The 24,246-nt window shown below is 56.2% G+C and carries 22 protein-coding genes and 1 pseudogene; 12 read left to right on the top strand and 11 right to left on the bottom strand.

What is annotated here, in order from left to right; genetic code table 11:
* The first annotated feature begins 54 nt into the window (after positions 1 to 54).
* Positions 55 to 930: a LysR family transcriptional regulator gene (locus tag ACMGG3_RS07250; RefSeq protein ID WP_414149742.1), complete on the top strand. Its 876-nt coding sequence runs from the start codon at positions 55 to 57 to the stop codon at positions 928 to 930.
* 23 nt (positions 931 to 953) lie between these two features.
* On the opposite strand, the gene ACMGG3_RS07245 is transcribed toward ACMGG3_RS07250, so the two are convergent.
* Positions 954 to 1,913, bottom strand: a complete 960-nt coding sequence (locus ACMGG3_RS07245) for a hypothetical protein (RefSeq protein WP_047356455.1) — start codon at positions 1,911 to 1,913, stop codon at positions 954 to 956.
* Between the two features lie 127 nt (positions 1,914 to 2,040).
* On the opposite strand from ACMGG3_RS07245, the gene ACMGG3_RS07240 reads away from it, so the two are divergent.
* A complete protein-coding gene (locus tag ACMGG3_RS07240; RefSeq protein WP_014170171.1) occupies positions 2,041 to 2,469 on the top strand; it encodes an OsmC family protein in 429 nt (142 codons plus the stop codon).
* 78 nt (positions 2,470 to 2,547) lie between these two features.
* Here ACMGG3_RS07240 and ACMGG3_RS07235 read toward each other — a convergent pair whose 3' ends face one another.
* The 3 genes from ACMGG3_RS07235 to ACMGG3_RS07225 form a co-directional block, all read right to left on the bottom strand.
* A complete protein-coding gene (locus tag ACMGG3_RS07235; protein WP_014170170.1) occupies positions 2,548 to 2,967 on the bottom strand; it encodes a hypothetical protein in 420 nt (139 codons plus the stop codon).
* A complete protein-coding gene (locus ACMGG3_RS07230; protein ID WP_020884085.1) occupies positions 2,945 to 3,337 on the bottom strand; it encodes a polymorphic toxin type 44 domain-containing protein in 393 nt (130 codons plus the stop codon). Before ACMGG3_RS07230 ends, ACMGG3_RS07235 begins: the two co-directional genes overlap by 23 nt.
* A gap of 147 nt (positions 3,338 to 3,484) precedes the next feature.
* On the bottom strand, positions 3,485 to 4,390 hold the full coding sequence (locus ACMGG3_RS07225; RefSeq protein WP_032680963.1) for a LysR family transcriptional regulator: 906 nt from the start codon (positions 4,388 to 4,390) through the stop codon (positions 3,485 to 3,487).
* A 153-nt stretch (positions 4,391 to 4,543) separates the two neighbouring features.
* Between ACMGG3_RS07225 and ACMGG3_RS07220 the strand changes: the two genes are divergently transcribed.
* Positions 4,544 to 5,293: an SDR family NAD(P)-dependent oxidoreductase gene (locus tag ACMGG3_RS07220; protein WP_020884087.1), complete on the top strand. Its 750-nt coding sequence runs from the start codon at positions 4,544 to 4,546 to the stop codon at positions 5,291 to 5,293.
* A gap of 26 nt (positions 5,294 to 5,319) precedes the next feature.
* Here the strand turns inward: ACMGG3_RS07220 and ACMGG3_RS07215 are convergent, their stop codons facing one another.
* From ACMGG3_RS07215 to ACMGG3_RS07185, 7 genes are read right to left on the bottom strand one after another with little or no spacing between them, the layout of a single operon-like run.
* On the bottom strand, positions 5,320 to 6,252 hold the full coding sequence (locus tag ACMGG3_RS07215; RefSeq protein ID WP_063156450.1) for an ABC transporter ATP-binding protein: 933 nt from the start codon (positions 6,250 to 6,252) through the stop codon (positions 5,320 to 5,322).
* Positions 6,245 to 7,231, bottom strand: a complete 987-nt coding sequence (locus ACMGG3_RS07210; protein WP_414149741.1) for an ABC transporter ATP-binding protein — start codon at positions 7,229 to 7,231, stop codon at positions 6,245 to 6,247. The genes ACMGG3_RS07215 and ACMGG3_RS07210 overlap by 8 nt, the downstream gene beginning before the upstream one ends.
* The gene (gene ddpC, locus ACMGG3_RS07205; protein WP_414149740.1) at positions 7,228 to 8,124 is read right to left on the bottom strand and encodes a D,D-dipeptide ABC transporter permease; all 897 of its coding nucleotides are present in this window, start codon (positions 8,122 to 8,124) and stop codon (positions 7,228 to 7,230) included. Before ddpC ends, ACMGG3_RS07210 begins: the two co-directional genes overlap by 4 nt.
* The gene (locus tag ACMGG3_RS07200) at positions 8,121 to 9,143 is read right to left on the bottom strand and encodes an ABC transporter permease (RefSeq protein ID WP_014170162.1); all 1,023 of its coding nucleotides are present in this window, start codon (positions 9,141 to 9,143) and stop codon (positions 8,121 to 8,123) included. Before ACMGG3_RS07200 ends, ddpC begins: the two co-directional genes overlap by 4 nt.
* Positions 9,144 to 9,166: 23 nt before the next feature.
* A complete protein-coding gene (locus tag ACMGG3_RS07195) occupies positions 9,167 to 10,699 on the bottom strand; it encodes an ABC transporter substrate-binding protein (protein ID WP_414149739.1) in 1,533 nt (510 codons plus the stop codon).
* A gap of 15 nt (positions 10,700 to 10,714) precedes the next feature.
* Positions 10,715 to 11,290 (bottom strand): D-alanyl-D-alanine dipeptidase, encoded by a 576-nt coding sequence (ddpX, locus tag ACMGG3_RS07190; protein ID WP_014170160.1) that lies wholly within the window; start codon positions 11,288 to 11,290, stop codon positions 10,715 to 10,717.
* A 12-nt stretch (positions 11,291 to 11,302) separates the two neighbouring features.
* Positions 11,303 to 12,157: a MurR/RpiR family transcriptional regulator gene (locus tag ACMGG3_RS07185; RefSeq protein WP_025204147.1), complete on the bottom strand. Its 855-nt coding sequence runs from the start codon at positions 12,155 to 12,157 to the stop codon at positions 11,303 to 11,305.
* A gap of 266 nt (positions 12,158 to 12,423) precedes the next feature.
* Here ACMGG3_RS07185 and ACMGG3_RS07180 point away from each other — a divergent pair, with 266 nt between their 5' ends.
* The 9 genes and pseudogenes from ACMGG3_RS07180 to ACMGG3_RS07140 all read left to right on the top strand — a co-directional run.
* Positions 12,424 to 13,905, top strand: coding sequence for an alpha/beta hydrolase (locus ACMGG3_RS07180; protein ID WP_251884512.1), 1,482 nt, complete (start codon positions 12,424 to 12,426; stop codon positions 13,903 to 13,905).
* Between the two features lie 93 nt (positions 13,906 to 13,998).
* Entirely contained in the window at positions 13,999 to 15,210 is a 1,212-nt protein-coding gene (locus tag ACMGG3_RS07175; protein ID WP_025204149.1) for a diguanylate phosphodiesterase, read from the top strand.
* Between the two features lie 89 nt (positions 15,211 to 15,299).
* The gene (locus tag ACMGG3_RS07170; protein ID WP_063924923.1) at positions 15,300 to 16,205 is read left to right on the top strand and encodes an aminoimidazole riboside kinase; all 906 of its coding nucleotides are present in this window, start codon (positions 15,300 to 15,302) and stop codon (positions 16,203 to 16,205) included.
* Between the two features lie 173 nt (positions 16,206 to 16,378).
* Positions 16,379 to 17,896 (top strand): carbohydrate porin, encoded by a 1,518-nt coding sequence (locus ACMGG3_RS07165; protein WP_014170154.1) that lies wholly within the window; start codon positions 16,379 to 16,381, stop codon positions 17,894 to 17,896.
* Positions 17,897 to 17,963: 67 nt separating this feature from the next.
* On the top strand, positions 17,964 to 19,334 hold the full coding sequence (locus ACMGG3_RS07160) for a sucrose-specific PTS transporter subunit IIBC (protein WP_014170153.1): 1,371 nt from the start codon (positions 17,964 to 17,966) through the stop codon (positions 19,332 to 19,334).
* Positions 19,334 to 20,740: a sucrose-6-phosphate hydrolase gene (locus ACMGG3_RS07155; RefSeq protein ID WP_410377095.1), complete on the top strand. Its 1,407-nt coding sequence runs from the start codon at positions 19,334 to 19,336 to the stop codon at positions 20,738 to 20,740. Before ACMGG3_RS07160 ends, ACMGG3_RS07155 begins: the two co-directional genes overlap by 1 nt.
* 28 nt (positions 20,741 to 20,768) lie before the next feature.
* Entirely contained in the window at positions 20,769 to 21,785 is a 1,017-nt protein-coding gene (locus ACMGG3_RS07150; RefSeq protein ID WP_014170151.1) for a LacI family DNA-binding transcriptional regulator, read from the top strand.
* 97 nt (positions 21,786 to 21,882) lie between these two features.
* Positions 21,883 to 23,433, top strand: a complete 1,551-nt coding sequence (locus ACMGG3_RS07145; protein WP_059306097.1) for a methyl-accepting chemotaxis protein — start codon at positions 21,883 to 21,885, stop codon at positions 23,431 to 23,433.
* A 216-nt stretch (positions 23,434 to 23,649) separates the two neighbouring features.
* Positions 23,650 to 24,223, top strand: a pseudogene (locus ACMGG3_RS07140) (replication endonuclease); the annotation flags it as partial.
* Between the last annotated feature and the right edge of the window lie 23 nt (positions 24,224 to 24,246).

The raw sequence follows: 24,246 nt of genomic DNA, 5'->3' as shown, positions 1-24,246 counted from the left end.
AATTCCTGAAACAAGACATGCTTAGTTTCATAAATCGAGCAAATGGAGCGTTATATGGATCGCGTTATTGCCGCACAGGTCTATAACCGGATTTGCGAGCTGGGAAGTTTGAGTGCCGCAGCCCGTGCGCTGGGCATTTCCCGGCCCATGGTAAGCCGTTATCTTGAGCAGATGGAGAAGTGGGCGGGGACCCGGCTGGTGAACCGCTCAACGCGCAAGCTGACGCTGACCGCAGCAGGGGAAAAGGTACTGCAGAAAACGCGTACCCTTTCGCAACTGTCGCAGGAGATTGAAGGTCAGTCGGAGAAAGATTTACCTTCCGGCACCTTACGGGTAGCCTGCGCGCACTTTACCGCCATACACATGATTGCGCCGGTACTGCCCGGGCTGCTGGCGCGTTATCCGCAGCTCAGAATTGAACTGGATGTGAATAACCATCCCGTGAGTCTGGTGGGCGAGCGTATTGACGTAGCCGTGCGAATTACCGATAACCCGGAGCCGGGGATGATTGCCCGCAGGCTGGGTGAGTGCCGTTCGGTGCTTTGCGCCTCGCCGGACTATCTTGCGCAGCACGGCACGCCCGTGACGCCTGAGGATTTGGTGCAGCACAATTGTCTGCATTACAGCTTCTTCGCGGGTCAGTCTTGGCATTTTATAACGCTGGGAGGCGAAAGCGTGAGCGTCGCGGTGAGCGGCAATCTTAGCGCCAGCATCTCGTCGTTGTTGATGGACGCGGCGGTTAAACATTGCGGTATTGCAATGCTGCCCGAACACGAAGCGCAAGGGGCGCTCGAGCAAGGACTGCTGGTCCCGGTGCTCACAGACTTAGTGCCTAAGCCGCTCGCCATTCACGGGATTTACCAGTCGCGGGAATATCAGCCTGCGGCCCTGCGCGTCTTTCTTGATGAAATTGCAGGGCATCTGAACTGATGCCCGCGCAGTGAGCCTGTGGCTTATTTCGTCGTCAGCCAGGGCGACGTCGTGCTCCAGAAAATAATATCTGCGCCGAGATACGCTTCTGCGAACTGAACAAATTCATCTTTGGTGAAGGGCTTGCCGGTAGCCGGGTTTCGGTAGGTGAGCGTGGGCTCCTGAACGGCCATGGCGACCAGCGGCAGTTTGTTTTTATACTGGTTAAAGAACGGATAGGCGTTTTTCATTTGCGCCTTGCGGTTGGGAACAATATCCGGTCCGCCAAGCCCGATATTATGGGCACTGGCGTATTCAAACAGCCGCCCCATGTAATTATGGTCATTGTTCCATTCACACGGCCAGAAGTTCACATATTGTACGACATGGGATTGCGTGAAAACCTTTCGCGCAAAGGCGAGGTTTTCCATTTCTCCGGCAAAATAGTTGTCGCACGAAAATCCTGTCGGCGGCTTTTTCTCATCAAGGTCAATCGCGGTTTCCGGTAAGTTCACACCATAAACCTGGCCATCAAAACGCTTCGCCAGGGCTGCCAGTAAGGCCTGATACCGTTCACGCACGGCAGGATCCCACTGCCGGGCTACCCAGCCTGAACCTGTTGGTTTCCCTTCACCAGGGTTGTCAAACTGCGGAGAAATACCGCCGCTGTACTTCGTGTCTGCCATCAGATAATCAGGGACATACCGGGCATCTTTTTCGAAGAAGCGATCCTGAATTTGAATAAACAGCTTTTTATTGCTGGCCTTCAGGCGCGCCAGATCTCGCTCTATGGATGAGAAGTCATATCTGTTTTTCTCAGGCTCCAGTGCACGCCAGTTATAAACGATCTGCGCGCCACCGATATCACGACGGGTGATAAGCGCGGCGGCGGCATCAAGGTCGCCCGAGCTGGTATAGATAAAATTCTCCGGCGTGCTGGCAAAGAGGGGGAACGTCACGGCGAGCGTGGTCAGTGCCACGACAATCCTGGTGTTTAGCATCATAGGCCTTTCCCTTTTGATGGTTCGAAGTGATGTATCGCATCAACGCCAACCAGAATACTCTGTGTTCCAGGACGCGTCAGATCTCTGGTCTATACTTAACCCTTTGTAAGCCAAAAGGAGAGCAAGAATGACAATTCATAAGCACGGTTCAGCACACTGGTCTGGCGATATTAAACGCGGAAAAGGAACTGTTTCTACCGAGAGCGGCGTTCTCAATCAACAGCCTTACGGCTTCAACACCCGTTTTGAAGGCGAAAAAGGGACCAACCCGGAAGAACTGATTGGTGCCGCACACGCAGCCTGTTTTTCGATGGCACTGTCGCTGATGCTGGGTGAAGCAGGCTACACCGCCGATTCCATTGATACCACCGCCGACGTGTCACTGGATAAAAAAGAGGGCGGTTTCGCCATTACGAAGGTCGCACTGCAGAGCAAGGTTACTGTCCCTGGCATTGACCCTCAGCAGTTCGATGGCGTTATTCAGAAAGCGAAAGCCGGCTGCCCGGTTTCACAGCTGCTGAACGCGGAAATCACGCTGGATTACACGCTCAATTAAACCAAAGCTCATTAAAAGCCCTCATGCGCGCAGCTGTGCGCATGAGGATAGGTGTATTTGTGGGTAGCAAAAGGAATCTTAACGCGTGCCGGTTGCGTTAAGGCTGATAATGGGCATGATGGCCACATTACCTGCGTAAAAGAGATCTGAATTCGTAAACGAATAAACACGCCCGGTGAGGTTTACATTGACGTGAGAGCCGTAGCCAGAGATTTTGGCGTCGCCAGTGTCAGCTACCATAAAGGGTGAGCGTTTCTTCAGGTGCTTCAACAGATTACCCTGCAGTTTTGTGTCCAGGTAATAGCGATAAACATCTGAAACCGTCGCACCACCGCCTTTGTACTTTGTAACGTACAAATAGACCTCGGGTGTAATTTGTTGTTGTGAGTAAAGGTCATCATCCGGTGGCTGGTTTGCAAAATACTGAAACCCTACAAAAACCAGCAGCGCGGCAGTTAGCGCTCTGTGCAGCCACTTAATAACCGTGCTGTTTGGCATAATCTATTCCCTGTTTAATCCAAAACTGGTCATGAGGGTCATCCCCATAAGGTAACTCACCGTACCATGTTCCCCATTGCGGCTTCGACGTTCCTGCCCGGCTTTGTGCAAAACCCGCGCCCATATACAAGGTTGCTTCTGGTATCCCTGCTGCAAACCCGGTGGCTCCATAATTAAAATTACCAAAATTAGCCAGGTCACGGCGTTGCTGTTTGTAATCCCACGGGCCACGATTTTTGACCTGTTGATAGAACCAGTAATAGGTTTGCGGTAGCGCCATATTCCGCCCTGCGCCATGCGTGCTAGCTTCACGCATATTGCTATCAATTAACCTTGTGCCTCCACTCGGCATTTGTGGCAATACAGCCATAACGTCATCCTTAAAGTTTGATTTTTGGGTAGATATCAACCCATTATCCGCACCAGGTCAATAAAAAACGCTGAATTAAAGGATAGAAATAAATGCATTAGCACCGGATTTTCATGGATTATAAAGTTTATCCGTATTTTGCTCCGGCTATCCCTTCAGCGCGGCAGGAAACACCTCTGCCAGCCAGGCGATAAACACTCTCAGTCGATGTGTCAGATGCCGGTTCTGCGGATAAACCACATGAAACGGATAAGCGTCAGGTCGCCAGTCGCTAAGAATTTCAGTTAACGTCCCCGCCTGTAAATGCCTTTTTGCCGAATATTGAAATGTCTGAATAATACCTAAACCTGCCACCGCCGCCGCCAGATGAGCGTTGCTTTCATTGACACCAAGGAAGTGCGGAATACTTATCTCCAGCCTTTCTCCCTTTTCCCTGAAGCGAAACGGGAACGCCCGACCGGTGACGGGAGAAAGGTAGCTAATCAGCTTATGGCCATTGCACAGCTCCCGCGGATAGGCCGGTACGCCATGATGTTTTAAATAATCGGACGTCGCGCAGGTGACCATTTCAGCGTCGCCCAGATGACGGGCAATAAGGGAGGAGTCGTCCAGAGGGCCGCCGCGGATCACGCAGTCAACGTTACCGCTGATCAAATCCACGGGCCGGTCGGCCACGCCAAGATCGATGCGTATTTCCGGATAACGCTGCATAAATTCCGGGAGTAGGGGGATCAGCACGTCGCGCGCGGTTGAACCGCCCACATCCACCCGCAGATGGCCTTTCGGCGTCGCGCGAGAAACGCGAAACGACGTATCGATATCTTCAATATCAATCAGCACCCTGAGCGCTTTTTCATAGTACCCGGCACCTTCCGGTGTGGTGACTACCCGTCGTGTCGTGCGATGTAAAAGCCGGATCTCCAGGTGCGCTTCGAGCGATTTCACCAGCTTGCTCAGGGTGGCGATAGGCATATTCAGAGAATCAGCCGCACGCGTAAAACTTCCGGTTTCCACCACCCGTGTAAATGCGCGCATTGCCATGAGCTGGTCCATTCGTACTCCGGATTATTTCCACCTGTGAATAGTGATTTTCATTTTTGCCCGTTTTTCATTAATCCTGCAACCGATAGAGTTTATTCAACGCAAGCGAAAACCTCTTCAGCCGTTTTTGCGGGCATCCTGAAAACATGATTAAAGGTGAATAACATGAATACGTCTCTCGCAGGTAAAATTGCCCTGGTTACGGGCGGTAGCACAGGTATCGGTCTCGCCACCGCGCAGGAACTGGCGGCCCAGGGCGCGAAGGTTTATATCACCGGACGTCGTCAGGCGGAGCTGGACGCTGCCGTTGCACAAATTGCCACCGCGGCGGTCGGCATCCGTGCGGACGTCTCTCAACTTTCCGACCTCGATAAAGTCTATGCGCAGATTGCAAAAGACGAAGGGCGTCTGGATATTCTGTTCGCCAATGCGGGGGGTGGCGACATGCTGCCGTTAGGCGCTATCACTGAAGAGCAGTTTGATCGCATCTTTGCAACCAACGTTCGCGGTGTACTGTTCACCGTGCAAAAAGCGTTACCGCTGTTATCTGCCGGATCGTCGATCATTCTGACCGGATCCACGGTGTCCATTAAAGGAACCGCAAACTTTAGCGTATACAGTGCCAGTAAAGCCGCCGTGCGCAACTTTGCTCGTTCGTGGGCGCTGGATTTGCAGGGGCGCGGTATTCGCGTCAACGTGGTGAGCCCGGGGCCCATCAAAACCCCAGGGCTGGGTGACCTGGTACCGGAAGAACATCGTCAGGGGCTGTATGACGCGCTGGCCGCCCAGGTGCCGCTGGGACGCTTAGGCGCGCCGGGGGAAGTGGGGAAAGCGGTGGCGTTTCTGGCCTCAGATGCAGCAAGCTTTATCAACGCCACCGAACTGTTTGTCGACGGTGGAATGGCGCAAATTTAAACGTGAAACAGCGCCACCCTGCGTGGCTACTCGCTCAGATTGCGCCAGCAGCGCACGCTACAGCCCTCAACTGAAGGCTGTAGCGACTGCGGGCGCTCGCACCCTTGCGCTGCCTGCGGACAGCGATCCCGGAAAAAACAGCCGGTGGGAAGGTGACGATTGCCAGGAAGCTCTGTTTTACGCAGCGCCAGGTTTTCATCCAGCGGTTCACCGGTTCTGGGAACGGAATCAAGCAGCAGCCGGGTGTAGGGATGGCGCGGCCTGACAAGCACCTGATCGGTGGTTCCCAGTTCCACGATCTGGCCCAGATACATCACCGCCACACGATCGCTCATGTGTCTGACTACCGAGACGTTATGTGAGATCAACACATAGGTGAGATTCCGTTCCTGCTGCAGTTTTACCAGCAGGTTGAGGATTTGCGCCTGCACGGAAATATCCAGCGCGCTGGTGGGTTCGTCGAGCACGATGATATCTGGATTGGACGACAGCGCCCGGGCGATAGCAATGCGCTGGCGCTGCCCGCCTGAAAAGGCATGCGGTAACCGGTCAAGGTATTCCGCACGAATACCCACCTGCATCGCCAGCGTCTCTGCCAGCTGGCGCCGTTCGCGTTCACTGCTGCGTTTTTGCACCCACACCGGCTCGGTGATGATGCGCCACACCGGCAGCCGCGGGTCGAGGGAGGAGAGCGGGTCCTGAAAAACCATCTGCATGCCGCCCGCGTGATGCGTCCGCTGATAGTCGCCGGTGCTGGGCCTGAGCATGCCCATCAATAGCTGTGCCAGCGTGCTTTTCCCGCAGCCGGATTCCCCAACAATGCCCAGCGTTTCGCCGCGACGGATCTGCAGGTCCAGCCCATTGAGGGCATGCACCTGTTCCGTGACGCGGCCCAGCCAGTTTTTGCGCGCGGGAAAGTTGACATGCACGCTATCCAGTTCAAGCAAAATGTCAGACATGGTGTTTCTCCCGTTGCGGGTACCAGCAGGCAGCCATCTGGCCCTCTGCACCATTGGGAAGCAGGCGCGGTGCCTCACCGCATTTCGTCCCGGCGGCAAAGCAGCGCTCGCGGAACGCGCAACCTTGTGGACGCTGGCTGAGATTAGGCACCGTGCCGGGAATGGCCGGAAGCAACTCGCGCGGCGCACCGTTTTCAGGCGCACATTGCAACAGGCCGATGGAGTAGGGATGAACGGGATGGTGGATCAGCGTTTGCGTGGCACCGCTCTCAATTACGCTTCCCGCGTACATCACATACATCCGGTCACAGAGCTGGGAAACCACGGCCATATCGTGGCTGATAAACAGCACCGAGGTTCCGCTGGCCCGCGCCTTGTGCTTCAGCAGACGCAGTACCTGCAGCTGCACGGTCACATCCAGCGCCGTGGTCGGCTCGTCGGCGATGATAAGTTCAGGCTCGCAGGAGAAGGCAAGGGCGATCATCACCCGCTGACGCATGCCGCCGGAGAGTTCAAACGGATAACGCGCCATCACCGCTTTCGCGTCCGGGATTTGCATCTCCTCCAGCAGGGCAATCGCTTTTTGCTGCGCCGCGCGACGGTCGAGCGGCTGATGCTGGCGGATCACCTCCACCATTTGCTTACCAATCCGCCGCGTTGGGTTCAGGGCGGTCATGGGCTCCTGAAAAATCATCGCCACTTTTGCCCCGCGCCACTGGCGAAGCTGTTTTTCCGATGCGGTCAGAACATCTTCTCCCAGCAATGTCACCTGACCGTGATGAATTCGGTAGCTGCCTTCCGGCAACAGGCGCATAGCGAGCATGGCGGTAACCGACTTCCCCGACCCCGACTCGCCCACTACGCCGACAATTTCGCCCCGTTTAATCTCCAGCGAGACGTGGTTCAGCGCATGAACCTCACCGCAGTATATCGGGAAACTCAGATGTAAATCCTCGATGGTTAAAACCGAGTCGGTCATGACTGTTTCCCTCCTGATTTCGGATCCAGCAGGTCGCGGATGCCGTCACCAAAAAGATTAAAGCCCACGGCGGTAATCAAAATGGCCGCGCCAGGAAAAGCGCAATACCACCACTGGTCGAGTACATAGTTGCGCCCTACGGCAACCATCGCGCCCCATTCGGCGGTGGGTTGCTGTGCGCCCAGACCGATAAAGCCCAGCGTGGCGGCCATCAGAATGGCGCTGCCAATATCCAGCGAAGCCTGCACAATCAGCGGCGGGAGGGCGTTGCGCAGAATATGCCAGCTGATTAAATGCCAGCGTGATGCGCCGAAGGTGCGGGCCGCCTGAACATAGGTAAACTGGCGCACGACAAGGGTTTGCCCGCGTGCCAGACGCACGTAAAACGGGATACGTACAATCGCGATGGCGAGCATTGCGTTAAACAGGCTCGGCCCCAGCGCCGCTGCCAGTGCCATGGTCAGCACCAGCGAGGGAATGGAGAGCATAACGTCCATAATGCGCATAATAATGGCGTCGCCGCGCCCGCCCAGCACGCCAGACAAACAGCCCAGAAGCGAGCCAATACCGCCCGCAATCACCACGACGGCCAGCCCCGCGCTGATCGACTGCTGGCTGCCGGCGAGCACCCGGCTGAACAGATCGCGGCCAACCTCATCGGTGCCAAACCAGTGTTCGGCAGACGGAGCCTGCAGACGCGCGGTCAAATTCAGCGCATTGGGGTCATGCGGCACAATCCACGGTGATGTCACCATCAGCAGGAGCATCAGGATCATGATCGCGGCGCCAATCAGCGTGAGGGGGCTTTTACGCAGCATCCAGAACAGTTTTGCCCAGTTGATGCCTGCTTTCGCTGTTTTAACCGGGACGGGCGTTTCCTGAGTCAACATCATTCGGCACCTCCGCGTCCGATTCGCGGGTCAACCCACAGATAGAGCAGATCGACCACCAGATTAACCAGCACATAGGCCAGTGAGACCACTACCGCGAAGCCCATGACGGCAGGGAAATCGAGTGCCTGAATAGAGGTGACGACCCAGGCGCCCATTCCCGGCCAGGCAAAGACGGTTTCGGTGAGGACTGCGCCATACAGCAGATCGCCCAGTGCCAGTCCGAGCACGGTAATCGACGGGATCATCGCATTGGGCAGGGCATAGCGCAGCACGATGTACCAGCCGGGCAATCCGCTGGCGCGTGCGGTTCGTATGTAATCTTCACTGAGCTGCTCCAGCATGGCCGAGCGAACCTGACGCGCCACAATGCCGAGATGAACAAATGCCAGCGTCATCGAAGGTAAAATCAGATGCTGCAGGGCATTGAAAAAGACCTCCCCGTTGCCTTCCAGCAGCGCATCCACCAGATAAAAGCCGGTAACGCGCGTCGGCGGATCGAGCCAGTCGTCAAGCCTTCCGCCTCCCGGCAGAAGTTGCAGATGCCCGTAGAAGAGGACAATCACTCCCAACCCAAGCCAGAATGCGGGCGTTGAAATGCCCGTCATCGCCATTAAGCGCACCAGATGATCCAGCCAGCGGTCACGGTAGACCGCCGATAAAATCCCCAGCGGCACGCCGATAACCAGCGCCAGCAGCAGGGAACAAAAAGCCAGCTCCAGGGTGGCCGGGAAAAAGGCCTTCAAATCTTCCGCGACCGGACGTCCGGTGCGGATAGAGGTGCCTAAATCGCCATGGGCCAGCGCATCCACATAGCGACCAAACTGGATATACAGCGGTTGATCCAGCCCCAGCTGCTGGCGGATGCCTTGCACAATGTCGTCGCTGGCGCGGTCTCCGGCCAGCAGGCGGGCCGGATCGCCGGGGATCAGGTGTGAAATAATAAAGGTGATGATACAGACACCGGCCACCACCAGGATTAACCCCCAGCAGCGCTGGCGCACAATGCTCCAGAACGTCATACACTTTCCCCCGGCGAGAACCGTTATTTACTCATGGTGGCAATGTTAAAGACCTGCTCCAGCATTGGATTAAAGGTGAAGCCTTTCACCTCTTTGTTCATCGCCAGCTGGTAGTTCTTCTGGAACAGATACACGTAGGCCGCCTCGTCGATCACCACCTTCTGCGCCTGCTGGTAATCGTGGGTACGCTCCGCCTGATCGGTGGTTTTCAGGGCCGCCTTCAGCAGGGCGTCGACCTCTTTGTTCTCGTAAAACGAGCGGTTACCCGGCAACCCTTTTTTGTCCGACTCAAACCAGTAGTTCATGAACATGTACGGGTCGGCAAAGTCCGGGCTCCAGTTGCCAATAGCGATGTCATAGTCACCTTTCCCGACACGATCGCGCATGGTGGCGTTAGCCAGTTTTTCCAGCTTCACGTTGATGCCGATCTTGCCGAGGCTCGCCTGCGTGGACAGGGCGATCGGTTCCCAGTTGGGGTCGTTGTCTGAATAGAGGAATGTCAGGCTTGCCGGCTTGTCTTTGACTTTCTCCAGCGCGGCTTTGGCTTTGGCCTCGTCAAAGCTGTACTGCATTGCCGTGGCGTCAAACCCCCACATGCCGTCCGGTATCGGGCCGCGCATCTGTTTACCATTGTCACTCAGGATGCCTTTCACCATCCCCTGATAATCCGTTGCCCAGGAGACGGCCCGACGTAAATCCACCTGATTGAGCGGGGCTTTGCTGTTATTCAGATAAAGATAGGTCACGCGCAGGGACGGATATTCCGCCACTGCCACTTTGCCTTCTTGCTTAAGGGCTGAAAGCTGATCGACGGGCAGTGAATCGGCGATATCCAGATCGCCACGGGAAAGCTGCAGGCGGCGTGAAGCGCTTTCACCAATAATTTTCACCGAAACGCGCTTGAAGTGCGGCTTCTCACCCGCCCAGTGTGGGTTCGGAACGAGCACCAGCTGCTGACCTTTCTGCCAGCTTTTCAGCATGAATGGCCCGGACCCGGCGGTGTTTTGCGCTAAATAACCGCGTGCATCATCGGCAGCGTTCGCCTTTAGCACCGCCGGGTTAACGATCGACGCACCGTCGTTGGCCAGGGTGTAGAGGAACGGGGCAAACGGCTGGCTGAGGGTGAATTTCACCGTGTGCGGATCGACCGCATCAATTTTGAGATCTTTCGGGAACGCTTCAGATGGCCCCTGGCTAAGCTTCAGCAGACGTTCAAAGGAGAGTTTTACCGCCTCGGCAGTAACCGGCGTGCCATCGGCGAATTTTGCGTTATCGGTAAGGGTAAAGGTCCACTCTTTCTGATCCTCTGACGCTTTCCAGCCCGTTGACAGGTCGCCCTCCACCTCGGTGGAGCCTGGCTTGTACTTCACCAGACGCTGATAGGCGGGGTAAGTCACCGTCCAGTCGTTGTTATCAATGGTCACCGCCGGGTCGAGCGTTTGCGGGTCGGCCGCTTTTCCGATCACCAGCATATCTTTCGGGACGGCAGCCAGCGCAACCGGGGCGCTGAGTGCCAGCGAGGCGGCGATCAGGGTAGTAAGAAGCGTTGTTTTCATGGCAGTGCTCCAGTTTTAAAGAGGGGTGTGCGTCAACGGGAAACAGGCAAAACGATCGTCAAGCAAGGGATAGCTGGCCGCGTTCGGCAGCTCGAAGTGCCACCATTCGCTGCTGATCCCCACAAAGCCGCCACCGGACATGATGGCGTTAAGCAGCAGGCGATTGCGCTGCGCGTGCGGCGGCACGGACGGGTGCCAGGCGTGCGAGCGGTCGTGCATTTCGTCAAAACCGGCCCCCATATCCAGCACGGTGTTCTGTTCGTCCATCAGCGTAACGTCGATGGCCGTCCCGCGGCTGTGGTTGGAACCAATCGCCACATCAACCACGTATTCCGGGTTCGGGCAGGCATCCCACAACTGAGCCTGCGCTTCCTGCGGGCGATAAGCGTCGTAGACCACCAGCTTCAGCCCGGCCAGTGCGGCGATGCTGATGGCTTTCGCCAGCGCGGTGGCCGCATCGGTATGCAGCAGGCACAGCGCCTCCTGATAAATCGGACGACCCGTGATGTTGTCGGCTGTGGCGTATTTCAGATCGATATGCAGCGCAGGGAAGGTCTTCGCCACATCAATCAGTTCACTCTCTGGGGGCATAGCTCCGCTCCTTTAGCGTTCGAATTGACCAAACTCTTGTTGTAATTGCCGGTTTACCGCCAGCCGCTGTGGAAGGGCATCACCCAGCGCTTCCACGACACCTGACAGCAGCAGGTTGAACAGACAGCTCACAGGTGCCAGCGAATCCCAGAAATGGCCGGTTTCGGTTTTCACCTGCAGTAAATCAAGCGGGTAATCCCGCGCCCACGGGCACCAGATATCGGTGATCAGGGCCAGCGAAATACCTTTTTCGCTTGCGACCCGACAGTACTGACGCGCAATGGTGGAATAGGTGCGGGTATCGGTCAGCACCACATAGGGGTGGGCGAAACCGGAGTTCAGGGATTCAACCCAGCTGCCGGACGCGCCTTCGGCGTAACTGACGCGCGGGCGAAGGTACTCAAGATGGCTGAAGAAGGCATTGGCTATCCCGCGTGTCGACTGGATCCCGAGCACAAAAACCGCATCCGCGTGGGCAAGCTGATGAACCACCTGGCGGAATGCGTCGGTGTGCGCCAGCTGATAAACCTGGGTGATGGCATCCACCTCCAGCGACAGAGAGTGCTGAAGGCGGTTGGGCAGAGGGGACTGCTGCTGCCAGGAGTCCAGCCGCTCGTTCATACCCCAGGGCTGATGCGGGTCGCGCAGGCTCTTTTTGGCATCTTCCAGATTGCGGTAGCCGAGTTTTCGCAGAAAGCGTCCCACGGTAATGCCGCTGGTGCCGGTCGCCAGACCCACGCTTTCAGCCGTTTCAAACGGGATCTGTGCGGCATGCGCCAGCAACCAGCTCGCCACCCGCTTCTCGCTGGGGGTCAGCTGGCTGAACGTGGCTTCAATACGGCTCAACACCTCGGGTTTTGTCGTCATACCGCCTCGCTGTTAACAGGCTGTCAGTCATCAGATTTGTGTTATTTGATTAACAATGCATGACGCGTGCCATGTCCACATCGCGACGGGACGCCGCTGTGCTGCAAACTTCATGCAATATTTAGTTAACCAATGATCAACATTTGTGCAGCGTAGTTCACTTTTGGTGCACTGGCTGAGCGTGGAGGTATGAATTTCGTGAATACGTCAGCGTCTTCACATTTTTGATAAGATAGAGACAACGTAAATATGAAAGGGATCCCGGCATGGCGAACTTGCCCTGGCGTATCAGCGTGCGCCTGATGGCGCTCGCAAAGAAAATGGCGATGATCGCAGGAGGGGTACTGATCGTCCTGCTCGCGGTTCGGGTTTATCTCTCGCAGCAGGGACCGGAACTGCATCTCTGGCATACCTGGCGGGCAGATGAGATGTCCGTACGCGAGATCGATAAGGCCAATTTTGCCCAGTATGTCGCCCGGGAAAACGCCATTTTCACCGATCTGGATAACGCGGTAACGCGCAAAACCCAGGGTGAGGAGCGCACGCCGTTAAACCGTTACTACCGTCAGAGCCTGGTTTGGCCCGGTAAATTTTCACCCGATGCCAACCGCTCCTTTGTGCTGATGCCTGCCGGAACGCCACGCGGCGCGGTGGTGTTGCTGCACGGGCTAACAGATTCGCCTTACAGTGTCCGGCATCTTGCCCGTGATTATCAGCAGCACGGTTTTGTGGCGGTGGTCCCACGCCTGCCCGGACACGGCACCGCGCCCGGCGCGCTGACCGACGTTGACTGGGAGAGGTGGCTGGCGGCGACGCGCCTTGCCGTGCGCGAAGCCACGCGGCTGGCGGGAGACAATGTTCCCCTGCATCTGGTGGGTTACTCCAACGGTGGGGCGCTGGCGATGAAATATGCCCTTGATGCGCTGGACACGCCTGCGCTTCGCAAACCGCAACAGCTCATCCTGCTCTCGCCTATGATTGGCGTCACGGCGTTCGCCCGGTTTGCAGGATTGGCCGGATTGCCGGCGATGTTACCGCCGTTTGCCAAAGCGGCATGGTTAAACATCTCGCCGGAATATAACCCGTATAAATACAACTCCTTCCCGGTCAATGCGGCGCGCCAGTCATGGCTCTTGACCCAGGCCCTGCAGGAGCAAATGGGGCGTGATGCCCGGGAGCACAGACTGGACCAGCTGCCACCGGTACTCGCATTTCAGTCGGTGATGGATTCAACGGTCAGCACCCGCGCCGTGGTCACCGGGTTATTTGACCAGCTTCCGGCGAACGGCAGCGAGCTGGTTGTATTTGATATCAATCAGGCCGCCAGCTTCCGTCCTCTCTTTAAACCGTCGTCGTGGGCGGCGACCTCTGAGTTACTGCCTGTGGCGAAAAGGCGTTACGGTGTCACGATTATTACCAATGCCAGCGCGGACAGTTTCGCCGCGGTGGCGAAAATAACCCCGGCGGGAGGCACCGATGAGACCGCGGTACCGCTGGCGATGTCCTGGCCGCAGGAGGTCTATTCACTGTCGCATGTCGCCGTGCCGTTCCCGCCTGATGACGATCTCTATGGCCGACATCCTGCGGAGAAAAACCGGTATGGCATTAGCCTCGGCACGATTGCGCTGTGGGGGGAAACCTCCGTGCTGAGCGTAGGCAAAGACGCGTTAATGCGGGTGACCTCGAACCCGTTTTATGCCTACATGCAGGAGAGAATTGACAGACGCATCGGGGATGAGAAAAAGTAGCCTCTCCCGCAAGGGGTTAATCTGTTAGGTCGCGCAGATGAAGTATGTTAAACAGTAATGTCCAACGCATACCTCTTATCGGAACACGTTTTTGTGCTGACTACTCTTATTTACCGCAGCCAGTTGAATTTATCCTGCCGATCCGCCGAACTCCAGGCGCTGGTTGAACAGGCCAGGACGCGCAATGCCGGGTTGAATATTACCGGCGTTCTTCTTTCAAAAGGAGATGATGTCCTGCAACTCCTCGAAGGCTCGGAAGAGAGTGTGGTTAGGCTGTTTCAGAAGATCCGTGAGGATAAGCGGCACAGCGGCGTGGTTGAGCTTATGCGTGATTATGGCCCCCGCAGACGTTTTGAGAATGTCGGTATGCTGCTGTTTGACCTGCAGAACCAGTCGCCGAAAGACGTTCTGCAGTCGGTACTGCACTACAGCAAACTGGACAGTTATCTGACATCTGATGATCGGGTGTTCAAATTTATTCAGACGTTTATTACCGGCAAACGACCGGCCCCGTCGGGGGCGCGTTTTGCCCCGGAGAAATGGACGCTCTCGCGTGAGAAATCGCCGTTTGGCGAGAGTCTGGGTCTGCTGGACAAACAAACCTGCCAGTTCGCCCTCCAGCCCATCGTCGAACCGCTGGAAGGGAAAATCAGTTCACTTGAGGCCCTTATCCGCGGTAATGACGGGGGAAGCCCGGAGCATTTTTTCAGCCGCCTCGATCAGGACAAAATCTATGAAGTCGATCTCCAGACCAAAGCCTGGGCTTTTGCGCTGGCCGATAAACTGGGGATCGGGAGCCATAAAATCGCGGTAAATCTTCTCCCGATGTCGCTGGTTAAAGTGCCTGGCGCCGTGGAGTTTCTGGTTGAACAGATTAAACAACATGGGCTTCAGCCGGAGCAGGTGGTCATTGAAGTGACCGAAAACGAGATGATTTCCGGGTTCAACAAGTTTAATAGCGCCATTAAACACCTGCGCGCTGAAGGTATTGGCCTGGCGATCGATGATTTCGGTTCGGGCTACGCCGGGCTTTCACTGCTGACCCGATTCCAGCCGGATAAAATTAAAATTGACCGCGAAATTGTCAGCAATATTCATCTCAGTGGGCCAAAACAGGCGATTGTGCGCTCGATAGTCAGCTGCTGCACCGACCTTGAAATCACCCTGGTGGCGGAAGGCATCGAGAAGCTGGAAGAGTGGTGCTGGCTTGAATCTGCCGGGATCCGACGCTTTCAGGGCTTTCTGTTTGCCCGTCCAGCGCTGAATGGCGTAGGCGATATTAGCTGGCCACACCTGGTGCGTTAAGCCAATTTTCCTTCCGTATTATTTCCCCTTCGTCCTGCCTGTGCTTAAATAGCTAAAACGGTTTAACATTGTTTAGCTGAGAGGATCACATGCAAAAAATCTGGGTACTTGGCGATGCGGTAGTGGATTTATTACCGGAGGGAGAAGGCCGGTTGCTGCAATGCCCCGGCGGCGCGCCGGCGAACGTGGCGGTCGGTATTGCCCGTCTGGGCGGGAAAAGCGCCTTTATCGGCAGAGTCGGCGACGATCCTTTCGGTCGCTTTATGCATAAAACGCTGGCTGACGAGCAGGTTGACGTAAACTGGATGCGCCTCGACCCGGCACACCGCACGTCAACCGTGGTCGTGGATCTGGACGAACAGGGCGAACGCTCTTTCACCTTTATGGTTCGCCCGAGCGCCGATCTGTTTCTGGCATCAGCCGACCTGCCGCCCTTTAGCGCAGGAGAGTGGCTGCATGTCTGTTCCATTGCCCTGAGCGCTGAACCGAGCCGTTCTGCAACGTTTCAGGCCATGAACGCGGTCAGGGAAGCGGGGGGTTATGTCAGTTTCGACCCCAATATCCGCCCGGATCTCTGGCCGGATGAGGACGACCTGCGCCGCTGCCTCGAACAGGCGCTGCAATGCGCTGACGTCGTCAAACTCTCCGTCGAAGAACTGGCTTTTTTAACCGCCGACCTTGGGGTCACGGAAGGGCTGGCCGCGCTGATGCGCCGCTGTCCGGCCCGGCTGGTGCTGGTCACTCAGGGCAAAGATGGGGTCATCGCCTGGCATGACGGAACGATGAAGCATTATCCGGCAACCCCCGTTGAATGCGTGGACACCACCGGCGCAGGTGATGCCTTCGTGGCGGGACTGCTTTATGGACTGGCTTCCGCTGGGAGCATTGACAGCCACGATCTTCCACGCGTGATCGCATTAGCCCAGCGCTGCGGCGCGTTAGCCACCACGGCTAAAGGGGCGATGACCGCGCTGCCTTATCACCCGCAACTGTAATTCCTCCCGCAACGGGCCGTCTGTCGACGGCCTGAATTGTCGCCTCGATCACACTTACTAAATCGGTTTAGCAAAAAAGATTGCCGATCCAAAATTGGCAGGTTTAGTATCATCAACCTAAACCGGTTTAGCAATTTAGCACTTTCAATGACTTCTTTTAGGGATGCGACAAAATGTATAAAAAACGCAGACTTGCCGTGATGATAGGCATGCTGGCCGGGAGTACCTCTGTTTTTGCCCAAACGGATATGACGAGTATCGAAGCGCGTCTTGCTGCTCTGGAGCAGCGTCTTCAGGCTGCGGAAACCCGCGCGCAGGTTGCGGAGAAACGCGCCACCGACGCAGAACAAAAAACGCAGCAGTTGGTGACTGCCCAGCAGCAGGCGCAAACAACAACCCAGCAAGTGGCGCAGCGTACCGCCGCACTGGAGAAGAAAGCCGATCAGAGCAGTGGGTTTGAATTTCATGGCTATGCCCGTTCTGGCCTGCTGATGAACGATGCGGCGTCGAGCAGTAAAAGCGGCCCTTATCTGACGCCAGCCGGGGAAACCGGTGGTGCGGTCGGGCGTCTGGGGAATGAAGCCGATACCTATGTTGAGCTGAACGTGGAACACAAACAGACCCTGGATAACGGGGCAACCACGCGCTTCAAGGCCATGCTGGCGGATGGTCAGAAAACCTATAACGACTGGTCCGCTGACACCAGCGATCTCAATATTCGTCAGGCGTTTGCTGAACTGGGCAATCTGCCTGATTTTACCGGCGCGCTGAAGGGCAGTACCTTCTGGGCCGGTAAACGCTTCGACCGGGATAACTTTGATATTCACTGGCTGGATTCCGATGTGGTGTTCCTGGCCGGTACCGGTGGTGGCGTGTATGACGTGAAATGGAATGAATCGCTGCGCAGCAACTTCTCTCTTTACGGGCGTAACTTCGGCAGCGAAGAGCAAATCGACAATAACGTTCAAAACTACATCCTGAGCATGAACCACTTCGCCGGGCCATTCCAGCTGATGGTGAGCGGCCTGCGGGCAAAAGACAACGACGACCGCAAAGACAGCAATGGCGATCTGATAAAAACCGACGCCGCCAACAATGGCGTTCATGCTCTGGTCGGATTGCACAATGAAAGTTTCTACGGCCTGCGTGAAGGCTCAGCCAAAACGGCGCTGCTGTACGGCCACGGGCTGGGGGCAGAGGTGAAGAGCATCGGTTCCGATGGCGCATTGCTCTCTGAAGCCGATACCTGGCGCTTTGCAAGTTACGGTGTCACGCCTCTAGGTGGTGGCTGGCATATCGCGCCTGCCGTTCTGGCCCAGAGCAGTAAAGACCGCTATGTAAAAGGCGACAGCTATGAGTGGGTCACGCTCAATACCCGCCTGATTAAAGAGGTCACGCAGAATTTCGCCCTGGCGTTTGAGGGCAGCTATCAGTACATGGATTTAAATCCGGAAGGGTATAAAGACCGAAACGCCGTCAACGGAAGTTTCTACAAGCTGACCTTTGCCCCAACGTTAAAAGCGGGCAAGATCGGCGATTTCTTCAGCCGTCCTGAGTTGCGTCTGTTCGCCACCTGGATGGACTGGAGCAGCAAACTGGATAATTACGCCAGCGATGATGCCTTTGGCAGCAGCGGTTTCAACGCCGGCGGGGAATGGAACTTTGGGGTACAGATGGAAACCTGGTTTTAACCTTTTACGCTCCCGCAGTGCGGGAGCGTTTCTCACATCATAAAAATACAGTCAGGCAGAGGTATCTATGGATTTTGATAATATCGCCCGCGCGCTCATTCCGCTGCTCGGTGGCAAAGAGAACATCGCCAGTGCGGCGCACTGCGCAACGCGTCTTCGACTGGTGCTGGTCGACGACACGCTTGCCGATCAGCAGGCCATCGGCAAGGTTGACGGCGTTAAAGGCTGTTTTCGCAACGCCGGGCAGATGCAGGTGATTTTTGGTACGGGGGTGGTTAACAAGGTCTACGCCGCGTTTATCCAGGCGGCAGGGATTAGCGAATCCAGCAAGTCCGAAGCGGCCGACATGGCGGCACGCAAGCTGAACCCGTTCCAGCGCATTGCCCGACTGCTCTCGAACATCTTTGTGCCGATCATTCCTGCGATTGTGGCCTCCGGTTTACTGATGGGCCTGCTCGGGATGGTCAAAACCTACGGCTGGGTCAATGCCGATAACGCACTCTATATCATGCTGGATATGTGCAGCTCAGCGGCGTTTATCATTCTGCCGATCCTGATTGGCTTCACGGCCGCGCGTGAATTTGGCGGTAACCCATATCTGGGGGCGACCCTCGGCGGCATTCTGACGCACCCGGCGCTGACAAACGCCTGGGGCGTGGCGTCTGGCTTCCACACCATGAACTTCTTCGGCCTTGAGATTGCCATGATTGGCTATCAGGGAACGGTGTTCCCGGTGCTGCTGGCCGTCTGGTTTATGAGTATCGTGGAGAAAAACCTGCGCCGTATTATTCCGGATGCGTTAGATCTGATCCTGACGCCGTTCCTCACCGTTATTCTCTCCGGCTTTATTGCCTTGCTGATTATTGGCCCGGCCGGGCGTGCGTTAGGGGATGGCATCTCCTTTGTTCTGAGCACCCTGATCGCCCATGCGGGCTGGCTGGCCGGGCTGTTATTTGGCGGGCTTTACTCGGTTATCGTTATCACCGGTATTCACCACAGTTTCCATGCCATTGAAGCCGGGTTGCTGGGGAATCCGTCGATTGGCGTTAACTTCCTGCTGCCTATCTGGGCGATGGCTAACGTGGCGCAGGGGGGAGCCTGTCTGGCGGTCTGGTTTAAAACCAAAGATGCAAAAATTAAAGCCATTACGTTACCGTCTGCGTTTTCGGCCATGCTGGGCATTACCGAAGCGGCAATATTTGGTATCAACCTGCGTTTCGTGAAACCGTTTATCGCCGCGCTGATTGGCGGTGCGGCAGGCGGGGCGTGGGTGGTCTCGGTGCATGTTTATATGACCGCCGTCGGGCTGACTGCCATCCCGGGCATGGCGATCGTGCAGGCAAGCTCGCTGCTTAACTATATTATCGGCATGGTGATTGCCTTCGGCGTGGCGTTTACCGTCTCGCTGCTGCTGAAATATAAAACGGATTCTGAATAATGACGTTACCTTCCCGCTGGCCTGCAATCCTGCAGGCCGTCATGAAAGGCCAGCCGCGTGCGTACGCCGACAGCCATTATCCGCAATGGCATCCGGCACCGGTGACGGGGCTGATGAACGATCCTAACGGGTTTATCTGGTTTGCCGGGCGCTACCACCTGTTCTATCAGTGGAATCCGCTGGATTGCGACCATCGCTATAAGTGCTGGGGGCACTGGAGCTCCGCAGACCTGGTCCACTGGCAGCATGAACCGATGGCGCTGATGCCCGATGAGGAGTATGACCGCAACGGCTGCTATTCCGGCAGCGCCGTCGATAACAACGGTGTCCTGACGCTGTGTTATACCGGCAACGTGAAATTTGATGATGGCAGCCGCACCGCCTGGCAGTGCCTTGCCACGCAACAGCCCGACGGTACATTCAAAAAACTCGGTCCGGTTCTTGCGCTTCCGGAAGGCTACACCGGGCACGTGCGTGACCCGAAAGTGTGGCAGCACGACGGGGTGTGGTACATGGTACTGGGGGCGCAGGATCTGCAAAAACGCGGCAAGGTGCTGCTGTTCACATCTGCCGATTTGCACCACTGGGCGTCTTGCGGAGAGATTGCCGGTCATGGCGTGAACGGCCTGACCGAGGCGGGATACATGTGGGAGTGCCCGGACCTGTTTGCCCTCGACGGGACACACGTACTGATCTGCTGCCCGCAGGGGCTGGCGCGCGAACCGCATCGCTATCTCAATACTTATCCGGCCACGTGGACGAGCGGGGCGTTCGACCATACCCGCGCTACGTTTGAACATGGTGAGTTACACGAGCTGGACGCCGGTTTCGAGTTCTACGCTCCCCAAACCACGGTGGCGGAAGACGGACGGCGGATCCTGATCGGCTGGATGGGCGTGCCGGACGGAGAAGAGATGCTTCAGCCCACACGGGCGCAAGGGTGGATCCATCAGATGACCTGCCCGCGAGAATTACACTTCCGTGACGGCAAACTGTGGCAGATTCCGGTGCGCGAACTGCAGGCACTGCGTGAAGAAGAATGTCGCTGGCAGGGTAACGCCAGCGATGCCCCGGTTTTTGATGCGACGCGCCTTGAGTTTGAGCTCACCTCATCTTCAGTAGCCGTGGATTTCGCCGGTGCGTTGCGCCTTATCGTCGAGGACAGCGGGTTGCGTCTGGAACGCGCTAGCCTGAAAAACGGGGAGACATTGACCCGTTACTGGCGGGGCGACGTTCATCATTTACGCGTTCTGTGTGATAGCTCCAGCGTTGAAATTTTCATCAATCATGGCGAAGGGGTGATGAGCAGCCGCTATTTTCCTGACCATCCGGCACGGGTGCGATTCGAAGGTGGGTCCGACATCACATTACGCTACTGGTCGCTACGCGGCTGCATGGTAGAATAAGGGTTTTGGCAGCCGGATCTAAGTCGTTGTGAGAAAAACAAAACGCGTCACAATTAAAGACATCGCGGAACTGGCGGGGGTTTCAAAAGCCACCGCCAGCCTGGTACTGAACGGGCGCAGCAAAGAGCTTCGCGTGGCGGAAGAGACGCGTGAGCGCGTGCTGGCGATTGCGAAAGAGCATCACTACCAGCCCAGCATTCATGCGCGCTCGCTGCGTGATAACCGTAGCCACACCATCGGTCTGGTGGTGCCGGAGATCACTAACTACGGCTTTGCGGTATTTTCTCACGAACTGGAGACGCTGTGCCGTGAGGCAGGCGTTCAACTGCTCATCTCCTGCAGTGATGAAAACCCGGGGCAGGAGACGGTGGTGGTTAATAACATGGTGGCGCGTCAGGTGGACGGGCTGATTGTGGCCTCCAGTATGCTCAATGATGCCGACTACCAGAAGCTGAGCGAACAGCTGCCGGTCGTCCTTTTTGACCGCCATATGAACGACAGCACATTGCCGCTGGTGATCACCGATTCCATTACCCCGACGGCGGAACTGGTGGCCGACATTGCGCGCCAGCATCCTGATGAAATTTACTTCCTTGGCGGGCAGCCGCGGCTTTCCCCGACGCGCGATCGTCTGGAAGGGTTTAAGCAAGGGCTGCAAGAGGCCAATGTGGCGCTGCGCCCGGAGTGGATCATTCACGGCAACTATCACCCGAGCTCCGGCTACGAGATGTTCGCCGAGCTGTGCGCCCGCCTGGGACGCCCGCCAAAAGCCTTGTTCACTGCCGCCTGTGGTCTGCTGGAAGGGGTATTGCGTTATATGGGGCAGCACAACCTGATGCAAAGTGATATCCGGTTAGCCAGCTTTGACGATCACTACCTTTACGACTCGCTCACCATTCCGGTTGATACCATTCGCCAGGATAACCGCCAACTGGCGTGGCACTGCTTTGATCTGATTGGCAAACTGATCGACGGCGAAACGCCACAACCGTTACAGCGAAAACTGGATGCCACCCTGCAGCGGCGCTATAAAGCGAAAGCATAGCTCTGGCTGCTGAAGGGAAACGTTAATAACTTTAATTAATTTAAGTTTTGGATCGGCCGATAACGATAGGGAATGTTTATTCTTGAGGTATCGGTCCATGTCGTTAAAAAAATCATCCCTGATTGTCCTTTTTGCTCTGCTTTTCTTCTTTGTCGTCAGCACCATTACCAGCGTTGGCCTCATCATTAAAAGTAATAATTCCCTGGATAATGTGAACAAAGAAATCCAGGTAGTGCTGTCGATCATTGACCCCATCAACCACAGCCGTACCTTGCGCGTCAGGGTGATGGAGTACGTGAAGATGGTGGAAGCGGGGAACTCGGCTGACGAGTCAGCGAAACTTTCCGCGGTTAAAGAGGCCCTCACAAAAGCGGATCATGCCTTTGCGGCGTTTATGGCGTCTCCGCGCCTGTCGGATGAAGCGCCGCTGGTGAGCGCGTATCAGGATGCCTGGCAAAACTACCGTAACCAGGGGCTGGCACCGTTGATTGACGCCGCTGCTGCGCACGATGTCGCGAAGTTTAATGCGCTTATCCCGGAGGTGTCCCGCCTCGACCGTCAGTATGAAATCGTTCTCGACCAGGTGCTTGCCGTTCACCAGAAATATGCCAAAACCCTGAACGAGGATGCGAGCAGTAATTTCATCTCCGGTCTGGCGATCATTGCGGCGATTGCTTTGTTGTTTGTAATCGTGATTGTTGCCGTCAGCCTGCTGATGAAGCGCTTTGTTTTCGCACCGGTCAACCTGGCACGCGAACACTGCAGCCAGATTGCCGCCGGTAAACTGGACATTCCAGTGCCGGTAAAAGGCACCTCCGGCAATGAAATCGATCACCTGATGGGCTCAATGGAGCAGATGCGCCAGGCGCTTCTGTCGACTATCGCTCAGGTGCGTGACGCGAGCCATACCGTCACCCACGCCGCGCAGGAAATTGCTTCCGGGAATATCGATCTGGCTTCACGCACCGAGCAGCAGGCCTCCGCGTTAACCCAGACGGCGGCCAGCATGGAAGAGCTGAGCGCGACCGTGGCGAATAACACCGATAACGTTCACCAGGCAGGAAAACTGGTGCAGGACGCGGTGAACAATGCGCACACCGGTGAGGCCGTGACCCGCGAAGTGATCGAAACGATGAATACCATCGCGGCGAACTCTAAGCGCATCGAGGACATCACCAGCGTCATCAACAGCATTGCTTTCCAGACCAACATTCTGGCGCTCAACGCCGCGGTTGAAGCAGCACGCGCCGGCACACAGGGACGCGGCTTCGCCGTGGTGGCCAGTGAAGTGCGCACCCTTGCGCAGAAAAGCGCGGTTGCCGCGAAAGACATTGAAAGCCTGATTGCCCAGTCGGTTTCCAGCGTCAAAAACGGTGCTGAACTGGTGAACCGCTCAGGCGAGGTTATTGATTCAATTATCAGTTCGGTGAATAAAGTGAATACGTTGATGGAGCAGATCTCCGTGGCCTCTGAAGAGCAGAGCCGTGGGATCAGCCAGGTCGGACAGGCGGTGACTGAGATGGATGGCGTGACCCAGCAGAACGCCGCGCTGGTTCAGCAGTCCGCCGCAGCCGCCGCTTCCCTGGAAGAGCAGGCGCAGCAGCTCTCAAGGAGTATTTCGAGCTTTAGTTTGCCGGCGCAGGCGTGATTGATAATGAGAGGCTCCTGAGGGAGCCTTTTTAATGTCTGGCGTAAGTAAATGGGAAGCCGCGCCAGACAAGGCTTCACGTTTTACTACTAGCAGTCAAAAACCATAAAAAGCGGCTAGGATGTGGACACTCTTACCACCATTAGCACCCTTCAGCGGGTTAAACGAAATCGCGTCATGCAGGTATTGAGGAGCGAAGTGCGTATAGACCATTGTCTGCGCGATTTGCCTCGCGGGGTAAGCATTGCTGATGAATTCGATGAACGTGTCGAGGCGGCAAGAGGTGCAGCTGATGCAGGTGAATTTGACCTGTATATCATAATGCAGGGTGGGGCGAATGTTCCACTCGATAGCCAGACCGTCCGCGTGGCTCGTAACGTGGCTGGCGAGGTCAACGCCTACGTAGAGGATATAGAGAGAGTTGTGGGCATCTACGCCCCGCACTTGGGCTGTGTTACCCGGACAGCCGAATGGCGCATTGTCCAAAGCTTTTGGCCGTTGAGCCTTTGACTTTAAAAAGCGGCATTGCCGCGCCTCGGAGTCCTGTCAATAACTGTGGAAAGTTCACCGATGATGGTGATCCAGTTATGATCCCCCACACCGTCTGAGCGAGCGGGAGCGGTGTTAAATCTGATTGAGAGCGGGGATTATAGGCTGGAATGAGCCAGACGTCGTGAAGATACTTAACGGCGCGTTAAAAGCTGGTGCCCCGCGTAAGAATCGCCAGCAAAGAAGCACTGCGCCGCTCAAAACGAGCGGGCAAGCGCCATCAGCGAGAATGAAAGACTGAGGGTTAAGCAGATAATCATTGAT

The sequence above is a fragment of the Enterobacter sp. BNK-18 genome, assembly GCF_047456135.1.
Lineage (GTDB): Bacteria > Pseudomonadota > Gammaproteobacteria > Enterobacterales > Enterobacteriaceae > Enterobacter > Enterobacter ludwigii.
The sequence above is the reverse complement of the archived record's forward strand: the minus strand, read 5'-3'. Positions and strand labels throughout refer to the sequence as shown.